The sequence below is a fragment of the Ignavibacteria bacterium genome (assembly GCA_025612375.1).
GTDB lineage: Bacteria > Bacteroidota > Ignavibacteria > Ignavibacteriales > SURF-24 > JAAXKN01.
Genome location: JAAXKN010000009.1, coordinates 20397 through 44791, shown reverse-complemented (window position 1 = coordinate 44791; position 24395 = coordinate 20397). Strand labels below are relative to the sequence as shown.

Here is a 24395-nt window from a genome sequence, read left to right as displayed (position 1 = left end):
GCCTTTTTTAATTTATACCTTAGATAAATCAGAACTTCAGACCGAGCGAAATATACTGCACGTTGTTCAGCCTGTGCATGTCTTCATACGCATAATCAATTACAACGTTTGCAAAATCAAACATACGGTAGTTTAACCCGAAACCGAATGTCAGCCCCTTTTCAGTATCACGTTCAAAAAGGGAATTGTAGCCGCCCCGTATATAAAACGTTTCACTCCAGGCAAACTCCAGTCCTGTATTTACATACTCAGTGTGGTCGTTCGGGTGAATGGCGTCTGCAGCAAGCGTGAGCCTTGAGGACTCTGACTTAATTACATCGGCTGCAACCCCGAAACGGAACATCAACGGCAGGTCGAAGGATTCCATTTCAACGTCTGTATTGATCAGGTTAGCATCACCCGAGCCTACGGTTTTAATGTTGAGGGCATCGCGCCCTTCAAGCTTCATCTTTGTACCAAAGTTTGAAATGCTGGCTGCAATGCGGAATTCGTTTAAGATCGGTATCCTGTACAATGTGCCAAGGTCAATTGCAAAACCCTGCGCATTCATGTGCCAGATATTTTCACCTATATACTTTGCATTCATGCCTATAGAGAAATTATCAGTCAGGTTTCTTGCATAGCTTAATCCCACGGCAAGATTGTTGTACTTGAAGTATTCTCCCGTTCCTTCCGGCATCTCCGGAGTGGTAACCATCATTTCACCAGTCGTGAGCACGGAGACAAATGCTCCCACAGTCCCAAAACCCGGCACAGTGGTTGCAAAAGCTGCGTTCTCCAGATTGATGTCGGCAAACCACTTTACGTGATTAAAGGCTGCCTCATTAGACGTTATCCTGGCAAGCCCTGCCGGATTCCAGTAAGTTGAGGATATGTCGTCGGAAGAAGCCGAAAAGGCTCCTCCCATTCCTGCTGCCCTCGAGCCTACTCCGATCTTTAAGAACTGCCCGACAGTGGTTCCGGTCTTCGTAATTGACTGCGGAAACGCTAAAGCCGGAGTTATTATCATAAGCACAAATATTATTTTTATTAATTTCATTATAAAACTCCTGATTTTCCTTCTTTAATTCATGACTACTTTATAAGGGCAAATTTAACTAGCTTTTCGCCTATACCCGGAGCTTCTATGTGTGCTATATACAAGCCGTATGCAACACCGAAGCCGTCACGGTTTAACAGGTTCCAGAACTCGCGCCCGTTCTGCATATTGGAGTCATGAACAATTGTCCTTACCGGATCACCGCTTAAAGTAAAGATTCGTATTGTACACTGGGGCGGAAGATTATCAAAGTAAATCCTCCTTTCACCCCTGTTCTTATCTGGCAGACGGTTTAAGGGCTCCAGCTCGTTATATCCAACGTACGGATTTGGAACAACCCGTATATTGTCCAGTGAGGCAGACGCCTTTTCAGTGCTTATTTTTGCCGCAGTAGTCTTAAGAACAAAGATGTCTTTGGATGTAAATGGACGCTTTGTAAATATCTTCAGAATATCTCCGTCACCCGGCATTACAGCTGCCTTTGACGTATCCTTCGGAGGCCTCAGCTTTATGTCCCAGGTCAGTGTGTCCTTTTGTGTCCCTTTTGAACCAGGCTTGAAGAGGACCAGGTCTTCTCCAATATCCCACTTTTTGTTCTTTGTGCTGTTCTGCTCAACCAGCATAGATACTACCGGAACAGGAACACCCGAGGTAATATCCTTTATGGAAAAGTTTACAGGAGTTTTAACCAGTTTGCCGCTTTCAAGCAAAAAGGTCGAATCGTTGTTTGAAGAAGAAAATGTAATTTCATAATCAGACGGATTCTTCACATTCTTACCATAGGCATAAAGGCCGCTGGAGAAAGTCAGATTTGAATTCTTCCCGTTAAAGCCCGATCTGCTGGAATCAACGCTGACTTCTTTCTCATCCTGAATCTTCAGGCTGATCCCGTCGAATACAGGATTTGAGTCGTCTCCTGTAAGGGAAGTGCTCTGAAAGATCGGGTAGTAGTGGTAAGTTATATTAAAACGCCCGCCGTCAGCCATCCTGCTGTTTCCCATCCTCTGCACGGCCCCGCGGATGTAGTTTATTATGTAGTCAGCCCCTTCAGTGTAAACCGTTCCATTCTCATCGGTAACCTTCATGACCTCGTCTTTAACAAGATTCCTGTTGCCCAGTTCTGTGAATTTCCCGTTTACTGCAACAAATGACTCGGTTACGGCATTTGAACTGGACAAGCTGTAATTCTTTGCCTTGACCATCTTATCTGCAACAAGCATTGAGTCGCTGAAGACCAGCCTGTACTCGTTATCCTTTACCAGAAGGTCGTTGTAAACGGAAAACGATATCCTGCCGTTGCCCAGCCCGCTTGAGTGCAGTAGGTTGCTGCCGTTATCAACCTCAGGCAGCATGTAGCCCGAAGCCCTGGGACCCGGAATTACCTGTACGGTATTTGCGTCAAACTTATACTGCGACGTCACAGGATCAAGCGTTATTTTCTTTGTGGTCTCGGAGGGCGGAATTCCAAGTGAATCGCCGTGGTCGTATGCAACAACAGCGTAGTAATATGTCTGCCCGTTTATAACGTTATTTGAGTCCACAAAACTGTGTACAAGTCCCGTATTGTCACCCAGGAAATAATGCACGCCGCGCCCCTGGTATGCTACAGGATGGAACCCTTTCCACGCATTGTCCATGTCCCACCTTGCGTCATAACCCTGCAGGTCCTTCAAAGGCTCAGAGAGGAACCCTGCACCCTTGCCGTCAGAAATGGTAAGTATATCAGTAAAGGTGGGGTCTGTGCTTCTGTAAATAACATACCCCTCAAAGTCATTTCCAGTTATGGGATCTTTGCTTGATTCGGCTTTTGTATCCCAGTAAAGCGTTACTTTCTTGTCGCCTGGTACGGCTGTAACCTTCGGAAGGTCAGGCGGCTTGAAGAAGTTGTAATTTTTATTGTATATGTCTTGTACGGTCTCGGCCGTTGTAAGAAGGTCACCTAAATTCTCGCCGAAAAGAAGCGCCATTGAAATTCTCTTGGTTTCACCTTTCTTCAGCGAAATGTAGCCCGAGCCGTAATTAAAAACGATGTCATTCTTGTTCGGAATGGGACTGAATGTACCTGGAATCGAGCGCGTCCACATGAGCTCATCGTCCTTTACAGCTCCGCCGTCTTTCCAGATCCAGCTGTTGAAGCTTGTTAAACCAATCTGGTCCACTTCATCAAGATCTGTCAGCTCAAAATTCGGTTCACCCGGAAAGAGAGGATCAGGCGAGCCGTCAGCCAGCCTTCCTCCTGCGGTCGGCTTTCCGTCGTTTTCACCTTCGTCCCCGGTACCCGCAATACCGTCTTTCCCCACGTCGTCAGTCTCGGCGTTCCAGTCGTGATCGTTATCAATTCCGTCATCCTGCCTTTCATCAACAAGCCCGTCGCCGTCGTTGTCAATCCCGTCCGAGGAGTTTCCGGGACTTTCAAGGAATTTGCAGCCCAGGTAACCAAGTTTAATTCCCTGTGCGCCAATTCCATCGTTATCATAGAAATAGACCATGCTTCTTGAATAAACAGGAATTTGATCCACATTTACGTCCGGCGTGCTGTACGGGGGAACAAAAAACCCCAGGTCATCTTTATTGTCTGCGGCGTTTCCAACATCAGGGTCTCCGTAAACACCAAAGAACACGCTGTCCAGGTCGTAATCGCTTACATTCGTAATTGTATAAACAAAGAATATGGCATTTTCTGCCAGCGAGTTGCTCCACTGAAAGGCCCTTCCGTCAATCTGAACACCAAGCCCCCTGCGCTTAAGATCGTTCTTGAAAGGGAAGTAGGAAAATTCGGCATTGTCCCTGTCATCCATCGACCAGAAGCATTCCAGATCGGCATTGTTCACCCCTTGAGTCAGATATCCCGGCCAGACGTACTTCCCTAAAGTAGAGTTGTACCATTCACTGGGCCAGCTGTCGGGCTTTCCGTCGTGATCAAGGTCATCACAAGGATTTGATGCCATGTAAGCCTGGTTCGGGTCTGCATAGCCCGGAAGAGGCTCCCACTGCCATAATGTGTCCCCTTTGGGGCTTACTTCCGGCAGGTTCCACGAGGGCCAGTCATTCAGACCGTCTGAAATTATGTGAATCCTTTTCTGCGGATTTCTTGAATCCGGCACCGAGGCTCCTACAAGCGGCGAGAACTGGAAGATGTAGGGCGAACCATGCCATACGAGCTCCGTAATTTCCCTTATGCCGCCGTAGCCTTCACCAATGCCGCCGTAATTAGTTAAACCTACCTTAATTTTATTTCCGTTCATCAGAAAAGACTTGCGGTCCCTGAATCCGGTAGTCTTCCTGAGTCCCGAGCCTGCATAATCGTACTTGCCGTTGGATTCGGAACTGCCAGAGCTGACTTTTGCCGGATGCTTGCTGATATAATCGTTAATAAGATTTATTACTGCCTGATGCTCCTGACGCCGCATCTCTTCACGGCTCTGCGCCTGATTTATGCCGCAATAGACAGTTAAGAGAAAAATTATTGCAATGAATAACTTAATGTGAATCTTTCTTTTCATTATGAAAAATCTCCAATTAGAATTCTGTCAAAATTTTACGGATATTCCTACTTTTACATTCCTCGGGGCAAGATAGTAGTTCGGCCTTACAAAGTACTCGTCTGCTGAATGCATGCCCGGGGTTTTTGCCGCTTTCTCGTTTGTATTCTGGGCCGAGCCCATCTTTTCCTCAATCGAATAAGTAGCCCTTCCGGTGTCATCATAAACATACCTTTCATTTAGTGCGTCAAAGAGGTTGTAAACCTTCAGGAAAAGCGTAAAAGTAAAGTCGAAAACATTAAATGACTTGTCTGCCAACAGATCCACACTCATCTGCGATGGCTTCCTGTCGCTGTTTGTGGGAAGATAAATCTTGCCTGAAACTATCTGCGGCGTGTAGGGAAGCCCCGTGCCGATACGTCCGACTAAGGTAACGTTCCAGTCGTCGTGCCCGAAAAGAAGCGAGCCGTTTAGTGTGTGCGACTGATCCCAGCTGAGTAGTACCGGCACTTTTTCTGACTGCCTGCCTGAAGAAAGATCCAGGAAGAATGCATCTGCGCTGGTTTCGTTTCCTTCTGCCACCTGGAATGTGTAGTCCAGCGAGGCCCCGAAAAACTCGTCGATATTCCTTCTCTTATTAAGAGAAAAGGTAACACCCTTAATGCTTCCGTAATCTTTGTTGACGTATTTGTTGTACGTCTCCTGTGTGCTTATTCTGATCTGCTGAAGCGCCAACAGGTCGCGTACGTCTTTATAGAAAGCCGTCAGGTTAAAAGCCAGATTTTCTGTCATCTGCTGCTGCAGTCCAAACTCATATGTAACAGTCTTCTCCGGGTTCAGATTGGCGTTGCCGTATGTGGGGAATCCGGATGAAAAACTGGTTTTGAAATTGGCGTTGTTGTAGAGATACTGGAATGGTGGCATCTGATAAAAGTGACCGTAGGACAGGTGTATTATGCCTTTATCCGTAATAGGGTACGAAATACCTATTCTGGGGCTCAGCTGATATTTTGCCGGCGCGTCTTTAAGGAGGCTCGCGGCATCAATCTGCGGCGGCAGCTTCGGGTCGTTCGGAGACGGATGGAATGTATCAACTGAATACGGAGAACGCGAGGCAAAGTAATCATACCTGAGCCCCACGTTCAAGATGATGCTTTCAAATTCCATCTTGTCCTGTATGTATGAAGAGAATTCAAGAGGCTTCTTTGTATAGTAGTCATGTTTCGGCGTCGTCAGGTCGGGAATTTCGGGCAATGAGGATTCCTTTATGACTTCAAAGTTCTCAAATTCCAGAACGTGGCTCCTGAAATCAAGCCCGAACTTCATTTCATGGTTTTTGTTCAGCTGGCTCGTAAAGTCAAGCTTTGCACCGTAGCTCTTGCTCCTCTGATAATACTGGTTATTTAAGGTTCCGCCCGAGGCAAATGTATAATTCATCGCCGGGTCAAGTTTGCTGCGGTTCTGATATCTTGGATCCGCGTGCAGGTTTTCTGTCCCAAGGCCGGGGTAGTAATCCACTTCATTTCCGCCGGCATCAAGCAGGGGATAGACATACTGCTTAAAGTCATTCAGGTTATATGATCCCTTAAGAGTGTAGAACGTGCTGTTGCTTACGGCGTGCCTTAATTCAACTGAGTTCAGAAGGCCCCACTCATAATTGTGGTAATTCCCGTCCGGGTCATACTTTAAGTCGTGGTTATAGGTCTGATAATCAGAATTTGAATAAACCACGTCATAGTTGATCTTGATCGTGGAAATGGGCCTGAATGTCAGCTTGAATGTCGAACTTATGTCCTTGCTCGGGTTCATCGAGACGGCAGATCCGTCGCCTGTGGAAACGATTCTGATGTCATCCGGATTCTGCGGATTTCTGTAGACTGAATCCTGTGGGTTGTGCTCACGCACGCCGTATAAATAACCCTTGTCGTAATTATATCTTCCGGAGGCAAAGAAGGAGAAGTAATCCCCGAGAAAAGGAATTGGGCCGCTTAGGGTGGCTTCTGAAACATTGCTGTTAAGGGGGTTGACGTTTTTAATGTTATAGAAGACGTTGCTGTGCGTGCTCAGGTAGTCCCCCGTGTAAAATGAAAGAAATCCCTGGTACTTGCTCCCGCCTTCCTTAGTAATTGTGTTTACAATGCCGGAAAGGGCATTTCCGTATTCGGCGTTGAAGGTTCCGCTTACAACTGAAAGCTCCTGTATGGCGTTTGTGGAAATTTCAACCGTTCGGGAATTGTCGAACGGATTTGAAATGGATACGCCGTTTACGGCATATGAAATTTCTGTTGAACGCCCGCCCCTTATGTGAAGCTCTCCGCCGGCGCCCTGTACAAAACCTGCCTGAAGAGAAAGTATCTGGTTTACACTTTCAACCGGCAGGCTCGCAATCTGCCCGGCATCTACTGAAGTCTGCGAAGAAGTTAAATCCTTCCTGATCAAAGGGGCTTCAGCCGTTATTACAACAGTGCTTAGTGTTGTTGCCGTTGAGGATATCTGAATATCCAGCTTTGTAGTAAAATCTGCCGAAACCTTTACGTTTACTATCTGCCTTTTCTGGTATCCTACGGCAGAGGCGTAGATCGTATAGATCCCGGGCGGGATATTATTGATCGTGTAATAACCCTCTATGTCTGTAGCTGCACCGAGAGTAGTGCCGTCAATAATGACGTTTACTCCCATGAGAGCTTCACCCGTTTCCTGGTCAGTTACTTTGCCGGCGATTTTCCCGGTGGTTCCGGCAAGCAGGTTGTGAGATAAAACAGCTAAAAATATTAAAACCATGGTCAGAAACTTTTTCTGCATTATAAAACCTCATATTGTCATAATTGAAAAAGAGATACTGCAAATACATTTCACGCAACAATCTTAATACGGTCTTCAATAGTCGTTAAGAATGAACACCTTAGCATTATTACACCTCAAGAAAAAAAAGAACTATTCCTGGCAACCCAGAAAGAAAGGGGAGTGACAGCCCGTAAAAAAAGCCGGGAGACGAGCCCCCGGCTTCTGTTCAAACAGAAATTACTTCATCAGTAACATCTTCTTTGTTACGGTCTGGTTGTTGTAGTTTAACTGATAGATATATGTGCCGCTTGTAAGCTTTGAAGCATTAAAGTCAACATTATAGCTTCCTGCACTCATCTGCTCGCTGTTAAGTAAGGTCGCAACTTCCTGTCCAAGAATGTTGAATATCCTTAACGTAACAACTGCATCGCCCGGCAATCCGAATCTAATGGTTGTAGACGGGTTGAACGGGTTGGGGAAGTTCTGTGCTAAGAAGAAATTAGCCGGAATGCGGGAGTTTTCTTTTTGAACACCCGAAGGAGACTGATATTTCAGTATGACAAGAGGAATGTTCGGGAAGTCGAGCGTACCTCTCGGATAACCTGAAGAATATACAGCCTCGTCAACTGAATCCTTATCAACGTCTCCTACCGTTACAATATCCAGCTGCCCGGTATTCGGATGAATTAATGAATCGATAACTGAAGGGGTGTAGCTTTTGGGATCATCTGCTTTTCCGCCAGTATACTGCAGGCGCACTACGGCGTCAAATACCTTTGTGGCTGTATTGTTTCTGCTTCCGAAAACAAAATCAATTTTCCCATCCTTATCCAGGTCACCTTTACCGCCGCCATTTAATCTTGTAACCCCAAGCAGTGAATAGTCGGCAGCTACTGTAGCAGCCAGGGTGTCATTTAGCTGCTTGCATACGTATGCCTTGCCGTCAGACCAGCCGCCAAAAACGATTTCCTTGGTCCCGTCATTGTCAATATCAGCTACCTGTGCGGTCTTGAAAGATCCGGTTGCTCCGCCTATAGTTGTCTGAGTGGCAACTAGCTTCCAGGTCTTGTCAGTATTGTATTTAACCGAAACAATGTTTCCTTTACTGTCCCACAGATAAAGGACATTGTTAAGCCATGCTATATCATAATATATAGCAGCAGGGAAGCCTGTTAGGCTGGACAGGCCGCTTGCCTCAATGGTCCATTTTTCTGATCCGTCGGCGTTGTCGGGAATTTTGTCAACCGACAGGATGCCAAAACCAAGAGCGCCTGTACCGCTGCTGCGGTCGCAGAACATAAGTTCCGGTGTACCGTCGCCGTCATAGTCTTCGACGAACCATTTCATAGGTCTTATGTCAGAATTATCCGTCGTTGCAATCTTAAACTTTGCATTTGGAGCAGAGCTGCCGAAAATGTCAACGCCCATACTGTCGCTGCCTTCCCTGGCTTCATAAACAAACACCCTGTCAGGATTCGGATGCTCTGTATCAACCCAGTTTGCCGGGGCAAAGATTATCTCTCCCTTGCCGTCTTTGTCAAGATCGCCGTATGTTAATGCCGGCCAGGTATTCTGCTTAATGTCCGGGATTTCAGCACTCCATACCATTTCCCACTTATTGTTATTAAGCTCATACTTGTAGATTCTTGGGGTTAACTGCGATGGGGGCTCATCAATAGCATTGCTGTTGACGGCATAAATTTCGGGCTTCCCGTCCTTGTCCAGATCCAGACCCGCAACAACTTCACCCCAGCCGCCTGCATCAAGGGGTTGGACTGAGAGTGTATCAAGCCTCCTGAAGGTACCCGTAGTCTGGGCATTTAAGGAAATTGAAAGAAATGAAAGAATAAACAAAATACAATAATAACGTTTCATATTCCGCCTCTCTGTTTATTGGTGATTGAACTCTATCTAAAGGGAACAATTTCTAACAGATTAAAAGGGAACGAAAACGTAACTTGGTAAACAACAGCGTGAGTTTTTTGGGCCTAAGAATTAAGTCTTGGTATTGCTGACATCAAGTTTATAAAAAAATTTCTTTAAATCAATAGGTTAATGGAAAAATGAATAAATTAATGGCAGTCTTCAATTATCGCCTTTTGCCCTGAAAGCAACAATTTCGCCATCCTTCATCTCAAATACCTCGTCTGCAAGCTTCATCAGATCAGGGTTGTGCGTCACAATTACTAGTGTTTTTTTGAACTGGTCCCTCAGCTCAACAAAAAGCCTGTTTATGGCCTCGCTGTTTACAGAGTCAAGGTTGCCCGTTGGCTCATCTGCAAAAATTATTTCAGGATCGTTTGCAAGCGCCCTGGCAACTGCTACCCTCTGCTGCTCGCCTCCGGAAAGCTCAGCCGGCTTGTGTTCCATCCTGTCTTCAAGTCCTACCTGCTTAAGAAGAAACTTTGCCTTGGCCAGTGCATCGCTCAGTGAAACGTTGTTTATCATCAAGGGAATTGCAACGTTTTCCGAGGCCGTAAACTCCGGCAGAAGATGATGGAACTGGAATACAAAACCGGTATTCCTGTTTCTGAATGAAGCCAGTTTTTCATCTGAAAACTTCAGTATGTCACTTCCCTCAAAATTTACAACCCCTGTATCCGGGCGGTCCAGCCCGCAGATTATGTGAAGAAGAGTACTTTTACCGGCGCCTGAGGCACCCATGATAACTGTAATCTTGTTTTTGGAAATGCTAATTGAAATTCCTTTTAACACCTCAAACTTTTTCTTGTCGAGGCTCTCATAGGATTTATGAATGTTTTCAGTCTTTAGGATTATTTCGCTCATATTATTTTTTGTCTGCAGATAGTAAAATTCAGAATGTTATTAACTTATTCCCATTTAATGGCTTCTAAAGCCGGAACCTTAACGGCCCTTTTGGCAGGGTAGAGTGAAGCCAGAAACGACAGTAATAAAGCCATCACCGCAACGGCCAGAAAATCCCAAAGCCTCAGTTCAACAGGAAGCGCATCAATTATATATTTATTAGGATCCAGCGGATAAAACTTCAGCTTCATCTGAAGCAGTATTATGCCTACGCCGATTATGCTTCCGGCTATTGTTCCGACTATTCCGGTCAGCATTCCTTCAAACATGAAAATCCTTAGTATCGAACGGTCACGCGCGCCCATTGACCTCAAGACTCCGATGTCTTTGGTCTTTTCAATTACCGACATGGAAAGCGAACCCAGGACGTTAAATGTGGCAACTGTAATTATAAGGCTTACAATTATAAAAGCCGCCCAGCGTTCAATCTGCATCATTGAATAAAGATCCTTGTGAAGGTCATACCAGGTGTTTATCCTGAAAAGCCTTCCGTCCAGCTTTTGCTGGAGCTCCTGCTTTACCTGCATAGAGTTTTTTATGTCATCAAGCCTTACTTCATAACCCTGAAAACGGTCGCCTAAACCTAAAAGGTCCTGCGCCGAATTCAAAGAAACAAATACCGAATACAAGTCGTAATCGTTGTTGTTCGATTCAAAGATCCCTCGGATAACATACTTCTTAACCGACGGAACAGAAAGGCTTGCAGCCGACTGGCTTATGGAATTAAATGACGTCAGATATAGGCTGTCGCCAACGAGGCTCTGTATTTTATTTGCCAGGTTAAATCCAATTATGATGCCGTCTTTGTCTCCGGCAGGGCTTAAATCAAACCTCCCGTATTCAACCTTCGACCTGACACCCCAGTCCTCATCGGCCCCTTTTGGGTATTCCATACCCTTTACGTCAACAATGCTCGTAAGCTGGTTTTTTAGAGCAATTGCTTTTCCGGAAACAAAAGGGGAGTACGATTTAATGTGACCCGTCGTCTTAAGCACATGTGCCGCCTCAGGCATCCTGTCGTATGCTTCTTCACTGAGAGCTGTAATCCTTATGTGAGGGTCAAAGTTTACAAGAATGGAAGTTACCAGGCTTCCAAATCCGTTAAATACAGATAAAACTACTATCAACGCCGCAACACCCAGCGTAATTCCAAGCACGGAAACAATTGAAATAATTGTAATGAAGTTCAGCTTGTGCTTCGAGCGCAGATATCTTTTTGCTATGAATATTTCGTATTTCATATTGTCCTAGTCAAACCTTAAAGCCGAAATCGGGTTTATTTTTGAAGCAATATAGCTTGGCACCAGAGTGGAGAAAAAACAGAGCACAAAACTTGCAAGTGAAACCAGAAGGTAATTGTGCCAGTCGATTAATACCGGAGCCTTCGACATGAAATATACCGACTCGGGAAGCGTCACAAGATCAAACCTGTCCTGCAGCACGCTTAGTATATACGCCAGAATGTTACCCGTTAAAATCCCGATTAGCGAGATATAAATTCCCTGATAAATAAAGATGGATACTATCTGACGCCCGCTCGCGCCAAGCGACTTCAGTGTGCCAATGGCATTCGAGCGTTCCAGCACTATCATCAGAAGTGTCCCGACTATGTTAAAAGCGGCAACAACAACAATCAGCACAAGCGCTATCGGAACGAGCCTTTTCTGCAGATCAATCCATGTGAAAATATTCTGATAAATCTTGAATATGCTCCTTGCGTAATAAGGATAGCCAAGATAATGGTTAAGGTTATTTGCAATGCTGTCGGCTTTTGTTACGTCGCTTAACTTAATGTCATACCCGTTGACGTTGTCGTTCATGCCGAAGAGCTCCTGCGCAATGTGCATATTGATATAACAGAACTGGTCATCGTATTCTGCAAGGTTGCTTTCAAAAATTCCCGAGATACGGAACTGTTTTATGCTTGGCGGATTCTCGGGCGATGGCGTTGTGAGCTGCTTTAATGTAAATACCGTTACTCGGTCGCCTACACGCGCAAAAAGCTTGTCCGCAAGCTTCCGTCCTATTACTACCGGCGGTATCCCGGAATCAGGAACACTGATGTCAAACTTCCCGTCCACAATATAGTTCCTGATCTCTGTATTCGTGTAGCCGGGCAGAATCCCTTTTAACGTGATCCCTTCGGTATTATGCCTGCGCTTGATTATTGCAAGCCTGAGCGCAAAAGGGGAGATCCCCCTCGAGTAAGGCCTCAGCCTCCGCTCAAGAACGGGCAGTATTATATTGTAATCAGGCAGATTCCTGTTGCTGAAAGAACTGATCTGTACGTGTGAATTAAGCTGTACTATCTTATCTGAAATTGCCTTTTCAAATCCGTTTATTACAGTAAGCGCAATTATAAGTGTGGCTACACCAATGGCAATCCCTGCTATGGAGATGACCGAAATCAGGGAGATAAGTTTTGAATTCTTCTTAGACCCCGTAAACCTGTTCGCTATGAATAAAGAAACTGACATCTATTATTTGCAGCACCCCAGTGTCAAGTTGTAAAAAAATTTATCGAACAAACTAAAAACAAAAATTATCAATAAATAAATATAATTCCAAAAATAATGAAAAAAATAATTGACTAATGATAAAAATAATCATATTTTAGAACTCTCAATTGGAAATAATGTTGTTCTTGAAATACTGACTGAAACAACGGGGCGTAGCGTAGCCCGGTTCATCGCGCCTGCTTTGGGAGCAGGAGGTCGCAGGTTCGAATCCTGCCGCCCCGACACTAAAGAATAGTACTTGCAATACCCGGTTTGATGTGTAATGAAGATGAAACTAGTTGCAGAACTTAAACATAGGAATCTGATGTTACTTGTGCTTGATTGATTGTTAATTTGTTCTTATGTTTAGTGTATGGAAAATTTGGTTTAGAACTCATCTAAGTCCAACTCCAGAGATCAAATAACGGGAACTTTCTTTGGACGCGCCCGTAGCTCAACTGGATAGAGCATCAGCCTTCTAAGCTGAGGGTTAGTGGTTCGAGTCCACTCGGGCGTACTTCTAAATGGTGAGTGTAGCTCAGTATGGTTAGAGCATCAGATTGTGGCTCTGAGGGTCATGGGTTCGAGTCCCATCACTCACCCGAATATAAAATTTGTTCTTTTGGCCTCATCGTCTAATGGTCAGGACCTCGCCCTTTCACGGCGGTAATAGGGGTTCGAATCCCCTTGAGGTCACAATAAGCCTTAAAAGTTTTTCTTTTAAGGCTTTTGTGTTTTAAATAGTTAAAATAAAAAAAACTCCTGAACAATTATTGCTTCAGGAGTTTTTTTATTTGATAAATTTTCTTCTTTATTATACTTTCTTCGGCGCCAGGAATTTGTTGTAAAGCAGCAGCCCTGCCATCGTAAGAACACCTATCATTGAAAAAATAACCCATAGCGTTCCCGGAGTATTCATCTTGTCCACAAAGTGAACGTAAAGGCTTGCACCCAGTATTCCGCCAATCCCGCTTCCTAATACTCCGTATAAGAACGAATAGCCCAGGTAAAGGGCCTTCTTGTCCTCGGGCGCAATAAGCCCCACATAGCTCAGGTACTTCGGATGTGCCGTCATTTCACCCAAAGAAAAAATTATCATCCCTGCAATAAAAACCCATGCGTGAGTTGAAATTGCAAGTATGCCCATGCCTATTGTCCCAAGCCCGATCCCAGTAATCATTGTCGGCAGCGCTTTTGTATTCTTTACTATTCTGGAAATAAGTATCTGCAGAAGAATGATTGTCCCTGCATTTATTACCGTTACGTGCTCGGCATCAAATTTCCAGTTCGGATTGCTGACAAATAGGCCGAGCAGGGAATTGACAGCATTGTTTACAGGCGTCATGTCCACGTGCTCTTTTAAGTACCAGAGCACAGTATCAAACTGCTGGAAGTATAGAATCCAGAAGCCTGAATAAATTACGATCATCAGTATGAACCTGAAATCCTTAAGTACAAGTACGATTCCGCCCAGAACTTCCAGAATCGACTTCTTGCTCTTCGGCCTTTCAGGCTCTTTGTATGCAAATATATTAAGTATTAGAAGCCAGCCCGTCCCCACTGCCGCCATGAGGAAAATATAACTCCACGAAATGCTCTTAAGGTAAGGCACCAGCAAAAGAGGGAATATGAACGCCCCCAGGTTTATTGACCAGTAGTAAACCCCGAAGCCAAGCGTGGAATTATTTTCATTGGTGCTTCTTGCTATTGTTCCTGAAATTATGGGCTTGAATGTGCCCGCCCCTAAAACCATCATAAGAAGACTTAAGAAAACGAGGCCATATGAACTGACCATGCTCGTAAAGAAATACCCCAGGCTCATAACAACAAAGGCGAACATCAGCGTCAGCCTGTAGCCGAACCTGTCTGCTATTGCGCCCGAGAGGATCGGAAGAAAATATAGTAAAGGCGTAATCGTGCTTTTTATTACTCCAACGCTTTCCTTCGAAAACCCAAGCCCCCCTTCATTCGGACTCAGTACAAGATAGACCGAAAGTACAGACATAACGCCGTAATAAGAGCCCCTTTCAAAAAACTCCATTATTATCACAATCCAGTAATTTAAGGGAAACTGTGAGAATACTCCCTTCTTTTCATCTGTTTTTACTTCTTCTGTTTTGGTTTCCATAAGCCTCTTAAATTTTTTGCCTGCAAGATAATGATGACTTGCCTCTAAAAGCAAGTTTTCGCAGCCGGTAATCAGGAATTATAAACTCCCCAGCCTTAATTACGGGCATAATTGCCAAAAAATTATTATTTTGCCTGTTAAGTTTAACTCCGGAATCTAAAACAACTAAAATAATCATAGTGACAGAACTAAATAAGCTGAAATACCCGCGCGTCCTGGCGGAAAATGACGTCTACATAACCCCGAAAGAAAAGAAAGGGAAGTTAGTCCTCAACCCTGCATTGTACTTCTTCCCGAGGCTCCTGAAAATTGTAATAGATTCTGGCAGAGTAGCACAGAATGGGAAATACGGACCGGTCGAATGGGTGCAGTCGAGCGTCGATATAATGGATGCCATTGAAAGGTCAGGCGTAAGGATTGAGGTTACGGGTATGCATAACCTGCATTCTTTTGAAGGGCCTGCTGTTTTTGTTTCCAATCATATGAGCACGCTTGAGACGGTCATACTGCCTTCAGTAATACAGCCTGTTAAGGAAGTAACTTTCGTTGTAAAGCAGGAGCTGATGAAATATCCTTTTTTCAGAGACATTCTCGGGTCAAGAAACCCTATCGTTGTTGGCCGCAGCAATCCGCGCGAGGACCTCGTTCACGTTATGGATGAAGGCGCCAAGTATATCAAAGAGGGCCGCTCAATTATTATTTTTCCACAGAGGACCAGAAGCAGCAAATTTAATGCTGAGCAGTTCAACACACTTGGCGTAAAGCTGGCAAAAAAATCAGGATGTTATGTAGTGCCTACGGCTCTGGTCACCGATGCCTGGGGTAACGGGAAAATAATTAAGGACTTCGGCAAAATCGACCCCGGCAAAAAGGTTTTTATGAGCTTTGGTGAACCCTTCAGGGTGGAATCCACAGGCGCTAAGGAACACCTCCTGGTGCTCGACTTTATTAGAGATAAGCTCACTCAGTGGGGCAGGCAGGACTGCATCGAAAAGTAATTGCTAAAAGTAATTATTGCATGAAGCGGTCTTATTATTTATTTTAGCCCCTGATTTACTATTTTTTTTTACAGGGGAATATATGGACTTATTAAAACCTGGCAAACTTAAAAAAGGGGACCTGATCGGAATTATTTCCCCGGCTTCAACTCCGGATGATTTGACCAGGATCGACAAGGGTGTAAAATATCTTGAAAAACTGGGCTATAGCGTAGAAGTCGGCCGCAACGTCGGACAAAACCACGGCTACCTTGCCGGTAAAGACGATGCAAGACTCGACGATTTGCACTACATGTTCAGAAAAAAAGAAGTTAAAGCTATATTTTGTGTCAGAGGCGGCTACGGAACTCCCAGGCTTCTCGACGGCATAGATTACAGCCTCATCAAGAAAAATCCCAAAATTTTTGTCGGCTATAGCGATATTACAGCACTCCAGATGGCTTTCCTCAAAAAAACGGGACTCGTTACTTTTGCAGGACCTATGCTTGCAGTCGATTTCTGGAACGACGTCAGCCCCTTTACCGAAGAGATATTCTGGGCAATGGTTACTTCCAGAAAAAAAATCGGCAAGGTCCAGAATCCTAAAAACGAAAAATTCCACGTCCTTAGACCCGGCAGTGCAGAAAACCAACTAATAGGGGGAAATCTATCCCTTATTGCTTCTTTAATGGGAACTAATTATCTTCCTTCATTCAAGGACAAGATCTTGATGGTCGAGGAAATTGGTGAACCGCCTTACCGCGTGGACAGAATGTTCAGCCAGATGAAACTCGCTGGAGTCTTTAAGCAGATCAGCGGAATCATTCTCGGCAGGTTCGTCGACTGTTATGAATCTGATCAGTTCAAAAAAACGCTCACTCTTAATGAAGTTATTGAGGATTACCTGGGCAGCCTTGAAATCCCTGTACTTTATAACTTTAAACACGGACATATAAAAGACAACATAACAATGGCTTTCGGGCTCAATTACAGGATTAATACCTCGAAATGCACCGTTGAGGTAACTGAAAATGCGGTTGAATAGTCACTCTTTTTTTATTCAATGACCGAAAAAAGTATTGGACATAAATAAAACTTCTTTGTACTTTATATCACCTTTAATATCAAAAATAGGAGGTCGGTTTGAAAAAAGTTACTTATATGTTCTTAATTTTAATCCTAGTGTCGGCCGTTTTCAGCCAAATCAATGCCCAGGTATTGTTTGATGAAAACTTTAATTATCCTGTCGGCACTAAATTAGTTGATACCGGATATGTCAACAATACCGGTACCGGTAATTTCCAAACAGTAGCTACTGGTAATCTTACTTATACCGGCTACCCGATGTCAAACATTGGAGGAAAGCTTGTTTTGGCTGGTGGTAGTGGTTCGAGAGAAGATGTTTATCATACTTTTGAAAAGCAGAGCACTGGCGCTGTATATGCATCATTTCTGATAAGTGTTGATACTGCAGTTACAGACGGCGATTATCTCTTACATTTTACCAACAGCAGTGCTCCAACAAATTTCAGAGGTAAATTGTGGGTAAAAGGCGATGCTGCCGGCGGCTTTTATTTTGGGTTATCTAAATCCAGCAGTACAGCGGCTTATACAACTACTAAATATGATTATAAAACCACATATCTTGTTGTTGTTAAATACAAGTATGTTGGTACTACTATTGCTAAAGATGACTCAGTCAGCCTTTTCATTAATCCTGATATTTCAGCAGCTGAACCAACTACACCTGCGATAACCTTGGATGAACTTAACGGTAGTTTCGATTCAGATTTAATGATTAATGCAATCGGCTTGCGCCAGGGTGGGAAAGTATATACAGCTAATTTAGATGGTATCAGAGTTGCTAAAACCTGGGATAACCTCAAAGCTGCCCCGGTGATTCCTGTTACCTTCCAGGCTAACATGAAGGTTATGATTAAAGAAGGTACATTTGATGTCAACACCAATAAGATGCTTCTGCGCGGCAGCTTCCAGAAAGATGCTGGAGACACCGATGACTGGAGCGGAGCAAAATTCGAACTCCAGGATGCTGATAAGGATAGTATATATACCCTTACGGCTGACTTCCCGATTGCAAAGGCTGGCACCGGATATGAGTATAAGTTAGTACTTGCTCCTGATAGCTGGGAAGGATCCCCTAACAGGAGTTTCACTCTCAATGCAACCCCGAATATCATTCTTTATCCAGTTTACTATAACAATGATTCAGTGGTTAACGTATCACAGTATTCTGGTCAGAAATTCAAAATTACGTTTACAGCTGATATAAGCTCAATCTACAATCAGGGTTTCGACCCGAATAAAGATTCACTTCTTGTTCAGGGGCTTGATTGGGATGGTTTAGGCAAAGAGGTGATTGGTTCAAGGAAAATGAAAGAAACCCTTGTAGCCGGTGTATATGAAACGACATTGCAGGTTACTGCCTTAGCCGATTCAGCTTCTTATAAGTTTCGCCTTTTCCCCAACAACTTATTTGGGGATAACGGCTGGGAACAGATAAATGCTCCGAACAGATATATTTACTTTAAGGATTTTGGCGGCAAGGACAGCATGGCTCTTGAAACAATTGCTCCTTCTTTCCTTCTTTTGAGACCGGCTATTACAAAAAATATTGCCGTTTTATTCCAGGTAGATGTAAAGGGTGCAAAGAACGCATACGATGGTTCAGATATCGCTCTTAATGACATCCAGTTTGTTGGCCTTAAAGGCGCCGACTCCGTACTCGGAGCATGGGGTGGAAACTGGGTAGTTGCAGATACTACAGGCAAAAGCATGCTTGCATTAAACGATAAAGGGTTCTTTGGCGACAAGGTTGCAGGAGATAATATCTGGTCGCGCGAAGTAGTTTATAACTCTGGGACTCCAGGCGGCTTTAGGCAGTTCAAATATGGTATTTGGTATACAGGTGCCGACCAGCACGCTAGTGGAAATACCAAGATTCTTGATAATGAAGCCTCAGGTGGAGTTAATCATGTATTTAACCTTACGGACGAAGCAAGCGGGAGAATTGAACTTAAGGCTCTGTTCGGCAACATGACTACAGGCGTAAAGGAACTTAAGGATTCAAAGGTTCCTACTGTTTATTCACTTGCTCAGAACTACCCAAACCCGTTCAACCCTGCTACAACTATCCGTTACGCTGTTCCGCAGGCTGGAATGGTTTCTCTTAAGATCTATAACATGTTAGGTCAGGAAATAGCTACACTTGTTAATAAGATGCAGAACGCCGGAAGCTATGAAGTTTCCTTCGACGCTTCTAGACTTTCAAGCGGTATCTACCTCTACAACCTTACCAGCGGCTCTTTCTCTTCAACAAAGAAAATGATGCTCGTTAAGTAAGATTTCCAGGTTAGTTTCTATAAAGCCCTGTTGAATTTTTCAGCAGGGCTTTTTTGTTTTAGCCCCGGAATACTCCTCAATTTTTTCCCATCAAAAGCTTCAGGGCTCTTTTTCCGCATAACCCCTGTTAATACAAAAACTTACCAAAACTACGCCCTTAACCCCCTCAAAACGGCAATTAATGAAAAAAAAGGAATTTATTTCTCTTTTTTAAGAATAAAATCCGCCAACCTTTCCTTTTTACACCGTATTGCAGAAAATACAGCTGTGGTATGTTAATTGTTATATTATTCATTAATAGTTAAAATTTGAGGTAATTAGTGGAATTTATTAATGAAGCTTATATCTGTTCTTTAATGGGCGACAGCTCCTTGAAGGATGGCTCTTTTCAGCTCGAGGTTATACGGAAGGCAAAAGAGGCTAGAGGGCTTTCTCTTAAGGAAAGCGCCGCATTATTAAATATTACCTCCCGGGATACCCTTGAAGAGCTGTTCGATGCTGCCAGGGAAGTAAAGGAAAAGATCTACGGAAACAGACTCGTACTTTTTGCTCCCCTTTATATCACAAATACCTGCGTCAATAACTGCCTCTACTGCGCTTTCAGACGCGATAATAAGGACCTTCAAAGAAAGAGCCTTTCACTGGAGGAAATTGAAAGGGAAACCGGAATCCTCGTTGAACAGGGGCACAAAAGACTGCTTTTAGTTGCAGGCGAACATCCTAAAAAAGCTGCACTCGACTTTATTGGCCGTGCGGTTGAAAAAATTTATTCTGTAAAAATTAATAACGGCAGCATAAGAAGGGTAAACGTAAATTCCGCCCCAATGTCTGTTGACGATTTTAAGACGCTGAAAGGTTTCGGAATTGGCACTTACCAGTGCTTCCAGGAAACCTATAACTACGATACATATAAAACTATGCACCCCGACGGCCCTAAGAGCGACTACGCCTGGAGGCTTTATGCAATGGACCGGGCACTGCAGGCCGGTATTGAAGACGTCGGCATCGGTTCACTTTTTGGACTTTCAGACTACAGGTTCGAAACTCTGGCGCTCTTAAGCCACGCTTTTAACCTCGACGTAAGATATGGTATCGGCCCTCATACAATTTCTGTCCCAAGGCTTGAACCTGCATTAAACGCTCCTGCTGCCGAAAATCCCCCTCACGCCGTAAGCGACGAAGACTTTAAGAAAATTATTGCAGTTTTGCGCCTTGCTGTGCCTTATACGGGCATTATCCTTTCTACCAGGGAAAAAGCAGAATTCAGGCGTGAACTCCTCTCAGCAGGAGTCTCACAGCTGAGCGCCGGCAGCCGTACTTCACCCGGAGCATACAGCGAGGTCTCAGCTGAAAATGAAACCATGCAGCAGTTCCAACTGGGTGACCACAGAAACCTTGATGACGTGGTAAAAGCCTGCTGCCGACTGGGATACCTTCCCAGCTTCTGCACCGCTTGCTACCGCTCTGAAAGAACCGGCGGCCGCTTTATGGAACTCGCTAAATCAGGAGGCGTTGAAGTGCTCTGTACTCAAAATGCACTTTCTACTTTCAGGGAATACCTGACGGATTTTGCTTCTGAGGAAACCAGGCTCCTGGGTGAAGAATTCCTCAAAACCCGTATCCCTCAGGAAAACGGGACAGCTCAAAATGTTGTAACTTCAATGCTCGAAAGAGTAACTGGTGGCGAAAGGGACGTCTACCTCTAAGGCATGAAATGAAACTCGACCATATTTTAAATAAAAAGGATTTATCAAAAGAGGAGATAATTTACCTCCTGGAGCTTTCTGACTTCAGAAATACGCGCAGGCTTTTCGATAAGGCCGATGAGGTCAGAAAAGCCTACTGCGGCGACGAGGTCCACCTGAGGGGAATTATTGAATTTTCAAACTACTGCGAACAGGACTGCCTGTACTGCGGCCTCAGGAAAAGCAATGATACAATAGAACGCTACAGGATGAATGCCGACGAGATAATCGATACGGCTAAACTCATATCTAACCTCGGCATCCGTACTATCGTTCTGCAGTCAGGCGAGGACCAGGCCTTCGACGTAGATAAAATAGCTTACATAATCTATTTCATAAAACAGAACTGCGACGTCGCTATTACTCTTAGCCTCGGCCAAAGGGACTTCGAGGAATACAAAACCTGGCGCTATGCCGGGGCAGACCGCTATCTCCTTAAGCATGAAACTGCAAACCCCAGGCTTTACTCCGTCTACCACCAGAGGCAGAAAGTTCAGGAACGCCTTGAACAGCTGCAGTTCCTGAAATCTATCGGCTACCAGATCGGAAGCGGCAACATTATTGGGCTTCCCGGTCAGTCGGTTGAAGATATCGCAGAAGACCTCCTGCTCTGCAGGGAACTGGACGTCGATATGGCTTCCTTCAGCCCTTTTATCCCGTCTCCTAACACCCCATACAGGAATAAGGCCGTCGGAAGCGTGGAACTGACGCTTAAGACCATTGCCGTCAGCCGCATACTCATGAAAGACACACACATTCCGGCAACAACGGCTATCGCAACTATCGACTCGCTCGGCAGGGAAAAGGCCTTAAGAGTAGGCGCAAACGTGATTATGCCTAACTTTACGCCAAAACCTTACAGGGATAAATACTGCATTTACCCCAATAAAAAATATATTGTCGACGACCCGCTTAACAGCGCCTCTTCAATTCAGCATATTATCAGCTCCATGGGAAGAAAGGTCTCAACCTCACGCGGCGATTCCATGAAACACGCCGCAAACTTGTCTCAATTCATTTGATTTATTATTATATTAATATCCGGTCTTTTTTACATTTAATCACAACTAATTGGAAAAGAAATGAATCGATACTTCGTGTTGCTATGCTCAGTTTTTATTACAGCTATATTGTTAACCGGATGTTCTAAGAAAAGTGAACAGGAACTATATAACGCCGGACAGAAAGACGTACAGGAAGGGAAGTACACAGAGGCCGTAGATGCCTATGAAACCCTGGTCAAAGACTACCCCCAGAGCCCCAGGGCACCAAAAGTTTTATTCGAAATCGGGAAACTTTATGAGGGTAAAACTGTTAAAAATGTACCGGAGACGGAGTCCCTGAAAAAAGCCGTTGAATACTATAGCAGGATATTCAAAGAATACCCTAAGAGTGCCGAAGCTTCAACCGCCCTTTTTATGGCTGGCTTCATCCAGGCAAATTACCTGAAGGACTTTAACGCTGCAACTGCGTCTTTTAAGCAGTTTTTGTCAAGCTATCCTAACCATGAAATGTCGCCTTCAGCACAGGCGGAGCTGGACAATATGGGGCTTTCTCCCGATGAAATCTTAAAAAAGAAACTTGAGGCAAAAAAATAGTGGCTGAAACTAACCAGGATTATAGAAAATTCCTGAACCCGTCTGTTGTATCCAAGCTGAATTCACTGGAACTTAAGGCCCGGCTTGTTGTTGAGGGCTTTATGGTAGGGCTTCACAGAAGCCCTTACCACGGCTTTAGCGTTGAATTCAGCGAGCACAGGCCTTATATGCAGGGCGACAGCCTGAAGAGCGTCGACTGGAAGGCATACGGCAAAACTGAAAAATACTATATCAAACAGTTTGAAGAGGAAACGAACCTGGTAAGCCACGTCATACTGGACGTCAGCCGCTCAATGGATTTTGCATACGGAAGTAACATAAAGAAACTTGAATACGCTTCCATTCTTGCCGCAAGCCTCATGTACCTAATGACGCACCAGCAGGATGCCGCAGGCCTGGCTCTTTATTCCGATAAGATCGAAACCTTTATGGCCCCTAAATCCAGCAGAATTTACCTCACGGAACTCCTTAAGGCTCTGGCTTCTGCTAAACCCTCCAGCCAGACCAAAACTGCAAACTGCTTAAATTACGTGGCTGAAAAAGTAAAAAGACGGGGACTCGTTATTATTATATCCGACTTTTTTGACGACGTTAATTCCGTCCTTACCGCCTTGAAGCACTTCAGGTACAAGAAAAATGAGGTCGTGGTCTTCCAGGTCCTCGACCCGATGGAAATTAGCTTTGCCTTCGGGCGTGACGCCGTCTTTAAGGATATGGAAACCCGCGAGGAAATGGTAACCCAGCCTTTCCAGATTCAAAAGGCATATCAGAAGGCGATGAGCGAATATATAGAAAGAATTAAGGAAGAATGCCTGAACTCCGGAATCGAGTATAATCTGCTTGATACATCAGTTCCATTCGATAAGGCCCTGTTCAGCTATTTTAAGAAAAGGGCACAGCTTCACTAGCTACTTTGTAAAAAAACATATCAGTCTCCCGTGACAAACGGGTACTCAATTGCCGCATATTTCTGGAACGCATACTTCTGAAGCCTCGGCTCATAAAGCATGCGGCTGTAGAAAAGCACGTGCGCCCCGAAAAGCATCGACCTCGCGTCATAACCTAAAAGCCTCAGATATGCCGCAGCAGAAGCGCTGAACTGACCGTTGTAACAATAAATGCCTATCTTCCTGTCCGTGGGCAGAGTCTGAAGGTAATTGCTGCTTTTAAGCGAGGAATATGGGGCATAGGAAATGGCCCCCTCGGGATGCCCTAAGCCGCTGTAAGGATTTGACTTTCCAACAGCCGCGTAAAGCACTTCAGAGCCGTAACAGATAGTGTAGTAGTCACTTACTTTTTCCTCTGGGAAGAGGTGCCCGGCCGTTATGGCGGGGCCCGAAACTTGAGCGCCCTCAAAGATCAGATCCTCATTAAAACCCTCTAAAAGCATATCAGAGACCCTTTCTTCAACCTTGTCTTTTATGTTCTGAGACTTTGTCCTGAATTCAAGGCGGGGAAGTGCGGTCTTGGGATTCATCCCTGCATCAGCATTTGTATATTTCTGCATGTTGGGAGAGTTTTTTGTATTCGCATTCATGATGGCCGAAAATGCTGTATTCCATGAAGCCATGCCGAAATTAAGAGAATAAACGTTATTATAGCCCAAAAGTCTTAAAAGCGTTGCATAGTATGATGATGCCTGCCCGGCTTTGCTTACAAGCACTGCTTTAACATATTTTCCCGTATTATTCTGCTTAAAATAGCTAAGCAGGTCCTTCGCCAAAACGTTAACGGCTCCTTTTATGTGGCCTGCCCTGAAAAGGTCCTGGCTTCTTGTGTCTATAATGAGGTAACTCTCAGGACTGCTGTTTACTTCACTGGCGCTGACTACAGGAGGCGCATCCAATGAATTTATGAAGTCCCCTTCCGATTCAAAATAAACCAGCATTTCTGCTGCATTATCCATCGAAGTGTGGTTTTCAGGAATAAGATTGTTTTCCATGCACCCTTCAAAAGAT

General features: G+C 44.5%; 16 protein-coding genes and 4 tRNA genes. 11 read left to right on the top strand and 9 right to left on the bottom strand.

Annotated elements, in window-relative coordinates:
- Window positions 1–28 precede the first annotated feature (28 nt).
- The 7 genes from HF312_08285 to HF312_08255 all read right to left on the bottom strand — a co-directional run bounded on the left by HF312_08285 (window position 29) and on the right by HF312_08255 (window position 12608).
- Window positions 29–1039 carry a UPF0164 family protein gene (locus HF312_08285; GenBank protein ID MCU7520202.1) on the bottom strand — a complete coding sequence of 337 codons (1011 nt, stop codon included), beginning with the start codon at window positions 1037–1039 and terminating at the stop codon, window positions 29–31.
- 35 nt (window positions 1040–1074) lie between these two features.
- Window positions 1075–4542: a hypothetical protein gene (locus tag HF312_08280; protein MCU7520201.1), complete on the bottom strand. Its 3468-nt coding sequence runs from the start codon at window positions 4540–4542 to the stop codon at window positions 1075–1077.
- A gap of 27 nt (window positions 4543–4569) precedes the next feature.
- Window positions 4570–7323: a TonB-dependent receptor gene (locus HF312_08275; protein MCU7520200.1), complete on the bottom strand. Its 2754-nt coding sequence runs from the start codon at window positions 7321–7323 to the stop codon at window positions 4570–4572.
- Window positions 7324–7542: 219 nt separating this feature from the next.
- Window positions 7543–9180 carry a T9SS type A sorting domain-containing protein gene (locus HF312_08270; protein ID MCU7520199.1) on the bottom strand — a complete coding sequence of 546 codons (1638 nt, stop codon included), beginning with the start codon at window positions 9178–9180 and terminating at the stop codon, window positions 7543–7545.
- A gap of 210 nt (window positions 9181–9390) precedes the next feature.
- Window positions 9391–10092, bottom strand: coding sequence for an ABC transporter ATP-binding protein (locus HF312_08265; GenBank protein MCU7520198.1), 702 nt, complete (start codon window positions 10090–10092; stop codon window positions 9391–9393).
- 44 nt (window positions 10093–10136) lie between these two features.
- Window positions 10137–11372: an ABC transporter permease gene (locus HF312_08260; protein MCU7520197.1), complete on the bottom strand. Its 1236-nt coding sequence runs from the start codon at window positions 11370–11372 to the stop codon at window positions 10137–10139.
- A gap of 6 nt (window positions 11373–11378) precedes the next feature.
- On the bottom strand, window positions 11379–12608 hold the full coding sequence (locus HF312_08255; protein ID MCU7520196.1) for an ABC transporter permease: 1230 nt from the start codon (window positions 12606–12608) through the stop codon (window positions 11379–11381).
- Between the two features lie 188 nt (window positions 12609–12796).
- On the opposite strand from HF312_08255, the gene HF312_08250 reads away from it, so the two are divergent.
- The 4 genes from HF312_08250 (at window position 12797) to HF312_08235 (ending at window position 13325) form a co-directional block, all read left to right on the top strand.
- A tRNA-Pro gene (locus HF312_08250) sits at window positions 12797–12872 on the top strand.
- A gap of 200 nt (window positions 12873–13072) precedes the next feature.
- Window positions 13073–13146 (top strand) — tRNA-Arg (locus HF312_08245).
- A gap of 10 nt (window positions 13147–13156) precedes the next feature.
- Window positions 13157–13231, top strand: a tRNA-His gene (locus HF312_08240).
- A gap of 22 nt (window positions 13232–13253) precedes the next feature.
- Window positions 13254–13325: transfer RNA gene (locus tag HF312_08235), tRNA-Glu, on the top strand.
- Window positions 13326–13443: 118 nt separating this feature from the next.
- Here the strand turns inward: HF312_08235 and HF312_08230 are convergent.
- The gene (locus HF312_08230; protein MCU7520195.1) at window positions 13444–14757 is read right to left on the bottom strand and encodes a peptide MFS transporter; all 1314 of its coding nucleotides are present in this window, start codon (window positions 14755–14757) and stop codon (window positions 13444–13446) included.
- 215 nt (window positions 14758–14972) lie between these two features.
- Here HF312_08230 and HF312_08225 point away from each other — a divergent pair, with 215 nt between their 5' ends.
- From HF312_08225 to HF312_08195, 7 genes are all read left to right on the top strand, one after another.
- Window positions 14973–15755: a 1-acyl-sn-glycerol-3-phosphate acyltransferase gene (locus HF312_08225; protein MCU7520194.1), complete on the top strand. Its 783-nt coding sequence runs from the start codon at window positions 14973–14975 to the stop codon at window positions 15753–15755.
- Between the two features lie 82 nt (window positions 15756–15837).
- The gene (locus HF312_08220; GenBank protein MCU7520193.1) at window positions 15838–16779 is read left to right on the top strand and encodes an LD-carboxypeptidase; all 942 of its coding nucleotides are present in this window, start codon (window positions 15838–15840) and stop codon (window positions 16777–16779) included.
- Window positions 16780–16877: 98 nt separating this feature from the next.
- Complete coding sequence (locus HF312_08215; protein MCU7520192.1) at window positions 16878–19094, top strand: T9SS type A sorting domain-containing protein; 2217 nt, start codon at window positions 16878–16880, stop codon at window positions 19092–19094.
- A 320-nt stretch (window positions 19095–19414) separates the two neighbouring features.
- On the top strand, window positions 19415–20800 hold the full coding sequence (gene hydG, locus HF312_08210; protein ID MCU7520191.1) for a [FeFe] hydrogenase H-cluster radical SAM maturase HydG: 1386 nt from the start codon (window positions 19415–19417) through the stop codon (window positions 20798–20800).
- A gap of 8 nt (window positions 20801–20808) precedes the next feature.
- Window positions 20809–21861 carry a [FeFe] hydrogenase H-cluster radical SAM maturase HydE gene (gene hydE, locus HF312_08205; protein ID MCU7520190.1) on the top strand — a complete coding sequence of 351 codons (1053 nt, stop codon included), beginning with the start codon at window positions 20809–20811 and terminating at the stop codon, window positions 21859–21861.
- Window positions 21862–21921: 60 nt separating this feature from the next.
- Window positions 21922–22437, top strand: coding sequence for a tetratricopeptide repeat protein (locus tag HF312_08200; GenBank protein MCU7520189.1), 516 nt, complete (start codon window positions 21922–21924; stop codon window positions 22435–22437).
- Between the two features lie 101 nt (window positions 22438–22538).
- Window positions 22539–23345 carry a DUF58 domain-containing protein gene (locus tag HF312_08195; GenBank protein ID MCU7520188.1) on the top strand — a complete coding sequence of 269 codons (807 nt, stop codon included), beginning with the start codon at window positions 22539–22541 and terminating at the stop codon, window positions 23343–23345.
- Window positions 23346–23365: 20 nt separating this feature from the next.
- On the opposite strand, the gene HF312_08190 is transcribed toward HF312_08195, so the two are convergent.
- Window positions 23366–24379, bottom strand: a complete 1014-nt coding sequence (locus HF312_08190; protein MCU7520187.1) for a rhodanese-like domain-containing protein — start codon at window positions 24377–24379, stop codon at window positions 23366–23368.
- Between the last annotated feature and the right edge of the window lie 16 nt (window positions 24380–24395).